Raw genomic sequence first — 6,894 nt, forward strand, 5'->3', positions numbered from 1 at the left:
AATCTTTAATAACTTTCCCAATCTATAATTATCATTCCCAAACTATAATAACTCTGATCAAATCAAACCTTAGTCACGGTATGTCTCTACCGCTGGGCATGAACAAACTAGGTTACGGTCGCCGTATACGTCATCGATACGCGTTACTGTAGGCCAGAATTTGTCTTTTGCTACGCTTGGTACTGGGAATGCTGCGTAGAAACGGTCGTATGCACGATCCCACTCATTGCCTAGTACGTCTGCTTGTGTGTGCGGTGCAAACACTAGCGGGTTGTTTTCAATTGACCATTCGCCAGATGCGATACGGTCGATTTCTGACTTGATTGACACCATTGCTTCGATGAAACGGTCGATCTCAACTTTAGACTCAGACTCAGTTGGCTCAATCATTAGTGTGCCAGCAACTGGGAATGACATAGTTGGTGAATGGAAGCCGTAGTCTTGTAGACGTTTAGCTACGTCCATTTCAGAGATGCCTGTTTGTTCTTTAAGTGGGCGTAGGTCAACAATACACTCGTGCGCAACGCGGTTGTTACGGCCACGGTATAAAATTGGGTAGTGCTCGCTTAGCTTCTCAGATAAGTAGTTAGCGTTCACGATAGCCATTTCTGTTGCTTGTTTTAAGCCTTCAGAGCCCATCATGGCAATGTATGCCCACGAGATTGGTAAAATAGCTGCTGAGCCGTAAGGAGCAGCAGAAACCGCACCGTTACCGATGTTTGTGCCAGCAACATTAATTACGCTGTGGTTAGGCATAAATGGCGCTAGGTGAGATTTAACACCAATTGGGCCAACACCTGGGCCACCACCACCGTGTGGAATACAGAATGTTTTGTGTAGGTTAAGGTGCGATACGTCAGAACCGATTGAACCTGGGCTTGTAACACCTACTTGCGCGTTCATGTTTGCGCCGTCCATGTACACTTGACCGCCGTGCTGGTGCACGATGTCACAGATTTCACGAATTGTTTCTTCGTAAACACCGTGTGTAGATGGGTAAGTGATCATGATACAAGATAGGTTTTCAGATACCTCTTCGGCTTTCGCTTTAAGGTCTGCCATATCAACGTTACCGTTTTTATCACAGTCAACAACCACGATTTTCATGCTTGCCATTTGTGCAGACGCTGGGTTTGTACCGTGCGCTGAACTTGGGATCAAACATACGTTACGGTGACCTTCACCGCGTGACTCATGGTATTTACGAATCGCGATTAAGCCTGCGTATTCACCTTGTGCACCTGAGTTAGGTTGTAGTGAAACAGCATCGTAACCTGTGATATTTACTAACCAATCATGTAGTTCAGTCATCATGATTTGGTAACCCGCTGCCTGATCAAGTGGGCAGAATGGGTGTAGGTTTGCAAACTCAGGCCAAGTGATTGGGATCATCTCAGCTGTCGCATTAAGTTTCATCGTACATGAACCTAATGAGATCATTGAGTGGTTAAGCGCTAAGTCTTTGTTCTCTAGGCGCTTGATGTAACGCAACATTTCAGTCTCGCTGTGGTACGAGTTGAAGTTAGGGTGCGTTAAAATTTCGTCATCGCGTACTAGGCTTGCAGGAATTGAGTTGCTGCCGTTTACTTCGATTTCGTTTGCTAGTGCGTCAACGCTTAGGCCGTGATCTTCACCTAAGATGATGTCGAATAACTCAGCTACGTCTGCACGGGTTGTTGTTTCTGATACAGAAATTGAGTATTCACCTGCGCGGTTAGACGCAAAGTTAACGCCGTGTGCTACTGCACGTGCAACGATTTCGTCTTTGTTATCTGCAACAACAGTTAGCGTATCAAACCATGTATCGTGCTTAAGGTTTAAGCCTTTTGATTTTAAGCCTGCCGCTAAGATATCTGCAAAACGGTGGATACGCTCAGCGATAGTTTTAAGGCCTTGTGGACCGTGGTAAACCGCGTAGAACGCTGCCATGTTCGCTAGTAATACTTGCGCTGTACAAATATTTGAGTTGGCTTTTTCACGACGAATGTGTTGTTCACGTGTTTGCATTGCCATACGCAGTGCGTCGTTACCTAAACGGTCTTTAGAAACACCGATAATACGACCAGGTAGTGAACGCTTGTACTTGTCGCGTGTTGCGAAGAATGCAGCGTGTGGACCACCGTAACCCATAGGTACACCAAAACGCTGTGCTGAACCAAGCACTACGTCTGCACCTAGCTTACCTGGTGCTTTAAGCAGTAATAAGCTCATGATGTCTGCAGCAACACAGGCAATCGCTTTTTTGCTTTGTACGCCAGCGATTAAATCGGTTACGTCTGTAATTTCACCGGTTGTTGATGGGTATTGGAATAACGCACCAAAAATGTCGTGGTCTAGTGCTTCAGCTGCTTTGCCAACGATAACGTCAAAACCGAACTGCTCTGCACGTGTTGCAACAACGTCGATTGTTTGTGTGTGCACGTCATCAGCGATGAAGAATGCATTTGCTTTAGACTTAGCAACACGCTTTGCAAGGCCCATTGCTTCTGCCGCAGCCGTTGACTCGTCAAGTAATGACGCGCTTGCTAAATCAAGACCAGTTAGGTCTAGGGTCATAGTCTGGAAGTTTAATAATGATTCTAAACGACCTTGTGCAATCTCTGGTTGGTATGGTGTATACGCAGTGTACCAGCCTGGGTTCTCAAGTACGTTACGTAAAATTACGTGTGGTACGTGAGTTGGGTGGTAGCCTTGACCGATGTATGATTTGAACACTTTATTTTTGCTTGCTACTGATTTTAAGTAGCTTAGTGTTTCAACTTCAGTGCGGCTTTCGCCAATTGATAAACCTTGCTCTAAGCGAATGCTTGCAGGTACCGTTTGACCGATCAGCTCTTCAACACTCGATACTCCAAGAGCGCTCAGCATGTCGCTTACTTGCGCTGGGCTTGGCCCAATGTGACGGCGAATAAAATCTTGCTTTTGCTCTAATTGTTCAAGAGATTTGGCGTTTGACATTTGTCCAGATTCCTATGATCCAAAAAAAAGTGGTTACTGCCAATGGGTAACTGGCAATAACTTAAAAACGTGTTGATTTAGTAACTTACAGCGTATGGAAAGGTAAGCTATAAAATCATAAAAGCCCCTGTGAAACCCAAGCTACGTATTTTATTAGCTGGGGATCTAGACGGGGCTTTTAGTCGGCGTGACTAATTAATTAGTCTTCGTCGATTGTGTTAGCGTAGCCTTCAGCGTCTAACAGGTTATCAAGCTCTGATGTGTCAGATGCTTTGATACGGAATAACCAACCGTCAGTGTACGGGTCGTTATTTACTGTTTCAGGCGAATCTTCAAGATCTTCGTTGATTGCAACGATTTCACCACCGATTGGTGCGTAGATGTCTGATGCTGCTTTTACAGACTCAGCTACTGCACAGTCTTCACCCGCGTCAACTTCGTCACCAACTTCTGGTAATTCAACGAATACCATGTCGCCAAGAAGTTCTTGTGCGTGCTCAGTGATACCTACAGTAAACGTACCGTCACCTTCGTCGCGAACCCACTCGTGTGAAGTAGCATATTTTAATTCGCTTGGGATATTGCTCATCTTTTTGTTCCTTTGGTTCTGTTACCAATCATGCTAACAACTCAACATGATTGGCATTATTAGGTGATAACACCAAATTTTTTATAGTTTAGATAACTGATTTGCCGTTACGTACAAAGCAAGGTTTAACAACCTTAACGTTAACCAGTTTTTTACGCATCTCTACTTGGGCTGTTTCGCCAGTTGAACGCGGAACGCGTGCTAGCGCAACACTGTGACCAAGAGTTGGTGAGAATGTACCAGAGGTAATCACCCCTTCACCACCTTCAACGATGACTTTTAAACCGCTACGCAATACGCCTTTTTCTTCAAGCACTAAACCAACTAGTTTGTCTGTGCTCTTGTCAGCGCGTTGCTGTTCTAATACTTCACGACCGATAAACTTACGATCTTCTGGCTCCCATGCGATTGTCCACGCCATGTTTGCAGCAAGTGGAGAAACACTTTCGTCCATATCAAGGCCGTAAAGGTTCATACCTGCTTCAAGACGTAACGTATCACGTGCACCTAGACCAGCTGGCGCTACGCCTGCGTCTAGAAGTTGTTGCCATAAATCAGCAGCTTGATCGTTAGGTACTACGATTTCATAACCATCTTCGCCAGTATAGCCTGTTGTCGCAATAAATAAATCACCTGCCTGCACACCAAAGAAAGGCTTCATACCTTCAACAGCAGCTTGTTGCTCTGCGTTAAGTACTGTTGCTGTTTTAGCACGTGCGTTAGGGCCTTGAACGGCAATCATTGCAAACTCAGGACGCTCAGTAACCGTTACGGCGAAATCAGCCGAAACTTTAGCTAAATGCGCTAAATCTTTTTCACGTGTTGCTGAGTTAACAACTAAACGGTAGTTCGTTTCTGAGAAGAAGTAGATGATAAGGTCGTCAATTACGCCGCCTTCTTCGTTAAGCATACCTGTGTAAAGTGCTTTACCCGGTACAGTTAACTTAGCAACGTCGTTTGCAACTAGCTTACGTAAGAACGCTTGTGCTTGCTCGCCTTGAATATCGACAATAGTCATGTGAGATACGTCAAACATACCTGCATCTGTGCGAACCGCATTATGCTCTTCGATTTGTGAGCCGTAGTTGATTGGCATTTCCCAGCCGTGGAAATCAACCATTTTTGCGCCAGCTTCAAGGTGCTTAGCATGTAAAACTGTTTTAGAAGTCATAATATTCCTTCACTTTTAAATTAACCCACAAGTTGTGGGGCGTGGCCTCAATTTAATGAGGGGGAATAACATGGGCGGCGATTATACATTAGTTGCACAGTTGTCACACCCAAATTGCGATTTTGTAACTAAAAAACAGCTAAACACCCAAGTGCGTAGCTGTTTTAAAAATTTTATCTTTTAAGCAACGTTGGCTAAGGCTAAATCAAAGCCGAGCTGCTGTAAGTGCGTTTGCCATTTATCAAGCTCTGCTTGGCGCGCCACCAGCTGAAATTGCTGTGTTGCTTGGTTATCTATGGCGGTAATAAATACCTCACCGCTTTGTGCGCCATAGCAGCTGCGCATGTCTGATAAACGCAGCCCCGGCGTTAGCTTAAAGCTGTCGACCAAGGCATCAAACGCTTGCTCACCACTTAGGGTTAGCGCGCTTAAATCGTCACGCATTACATAATCAATGTCGTAACGAAGTTGTTGCTCATTAATAAGCGACTGTAATTGCACGCTGGCATCTTTACCTAGCACAAAACGAAATGCAGTTTCGTTAAAGTAATACAGGGCATAAGCGTAGCTGCTTGTTAGGTCATCGTCTAATGAACTACGTAAGCCTAAACCGCTAGCGGTTAGCTTATTAATATCAAGACCTAAAATAGCCGTTAAAAATGGGATTGCTTCAGTGCCACTAAAGTCCATAATGGCAGTATCGTTATTAGCTTGTAGCACGTTGTCTGCTGGGGTCTCAGCTTGGCTGTGGCGAGCAAACATTATTGGCGTAAAAGTCATATGTGACACCTATCAATCATTAATGGCTGAAGTATATTGCGCCGTGCTAGCAACAACAAATTGTAATTATTTATCAATTGATAAATAATGCTTATATACATAGCCCTATAAATAGAATTTTTTAATGAAAAACATTTCTACCGATAGTTTACGTACTTTAGTCACTGTTGTTGAAGTTGGCGGATTTGCCAAAGCAGGTGAATTATTAGGGCTATCGCAACCGGCTGTGAGCTTACAAATAAAGCGCCTTGAAGACATGCTGGGCCATAAGCTGTTTAAAAAGCAAGGCCAGCGCCAAGTGCTTAATCAGTATGGCGAATTACTTATGCCATTAGCGAAGCAAATGCTGCAACAAAACGATGCTATTTTGCAGCAGTTCACTAGCGAAAACGTGACCGGTAAAGTGCGCTTGGGGATCCCCAGTGAATTTGCTGCACGTATTTTACCGTCGATCATTGGTGACTTCGTGGCCCTCTACCCTGATGTATCGCTCGAAGTGCGCTCTCGTTTGAGTAAACATTTATTGTCGGTCTCGCGCCAAGACCAATTCGATTTAGTACTGGCATTAAACGAAGAGCTAGAATCTGCCAAGTTCCCTATTTTTATGCAAGACCAACTCGTATGGGTGGGTGATTTAAACCTTGCACAAAATGATGTGGTAACGCTTGTAACCGCCCCTGAGGGATGTATTTATCGCCGCCGCGCAATCGAGGCACTACAAAGTGCGGGTATTAAATACCGCATTGCCTACAGTAATGCCGACTTAACCGGCCTAACTGCGGCGTTAAAAGAAGGCTTAGGCATTACAGTGCTGGCAAAAAGTACCGTGCCAAATGAGCTTAACTACCAACTGCAAACCAAAGACCTCCCCGAGCTTGGTCAAATCGGTATTAGTTTAATTAAACGCACCGACGATCCCGGCACCGCCGTAGATAAACTCGCCGAATTTATCGCCTTACGTTTGACGTAGGTGTGAGTTTTCAAAATTGTAAAAACAATTTTATATCTCGTAATTCAATGAATACTCACAAAGAGGTATAGAGACGCTGCGCTTTAGAGCAAAAACTACATAACTTTATGGTCTTTCTCATTCACTTCTCATTATTTTCTCTTTGTGCAAAAGAATATTGAACCACAGAGAGCACCGAGGCGCTCCGCGCTACATAGAGAAAGTAATAATCACAAAGAGGATAAGAGACGCTGCGCTTTAGAAGAAAAACTACATAGCTTTATGGTCTTTCTAATTCACTTCTCATTGTTTTCTCTTTGTGCAAAAGAATATTGAACCACAGAGATGTATGGACTCCCCTCCCACAGGGGGGTAACGTAATAAGCGACAAAACTTTTACAAAAGGAATCCATACATGGTGAATCTTAACGTTATTGCGATTGATTT

The 6,894-nt window shown here is 44.2% G+C and carries 5 protein-coding genes; 1 reads left to right on the plus strand and 4 read right to left on the minus strand.

The features are described 5' to 3' along the window. Positions 1–69 precede the first annotated feature (69 nt). The 4 genes from gcvP to QL229_RS18470 form a co-directional block, all read right to left on the minus strand. The gene (gene gcvP, locus QL229_RS18455; protein WP_138558575.1) at positions 70–2,958 is read right to left on the minus strand and encodes an aminomethyl-transferring glycine dehydrogenase; all 2,889 of its coding nucleotides are present in this window, start codon (positions 2,956–2,958) and stop codon (positions 70–72) included. Between the two features lie 199 nt (positions 2,959–3,157). After that, positions 3,158–3,547 (minus strand): glycine cleavage system protein GcvH, encoded by a 390-nt coding sequence (gene gcvH / locus QL229_RS18460; RefSeq protein WP_062570365.1) that lies wholly within the window; start codon positions 3,545–3,547, stop codon positions 3,158–3,160. Positions 3,548–3,635: 88 nt separating this feature from the next. Then, positions 3,636–4,718 carry a glycine cleavage system aminomethyltransferase GcvT gene (gcvT, locus tag QL229_RS18465; RefSeq protein WP_054560755.1) on the minus strand — a complete coding sequence of 361 codons (1,083 nt, stop codon included), beginning with the start codon at positions 4,716–4,718 and terminating at the stop codon, positions 3,636–3,638. A gap of 180 nt (positions 4,719–4,898) precedes the next feature. Continuing rightward, a complete protein-coding gene (locus QL229_RS18470; RefSeq protein ID WP_062570363.1) occupies positions 4,899–5,498 on the minus strand; it encodes a hypothetical protein in 600 nt (199 codons plus the stop codon). Between the two features lie 124 nt (positions 5,499–5,622). Between QL229_RS18470 and QL229_RS18475 the strand changes: the two genes are divergently transcribed. Beyond that, positions 5,623–6,468 (plus strand): LysR family transcriptional regulator, encoded by an 846-nt coding sequence (locus QL229_RS18475; protein ID WP_054560757.1) that lies wholly within the window; start codon positions 5,623–5,625, stop codon positions 6,466–6,468. Positions 6,469–6,894: the final 426 nt, after the last annotated feature.

Source organism: Pseudoalteromonas sp. PAR1, from assembly GCF_947311895.1.
Taxonomy (GTDB): Bacteria; Pseudomonadota; Gammaproteobacteria; order Enterobacterales; family Alteromonadaceae; genus Pseudoalteromonas; species Pseudoalteromonas lipolytica_C.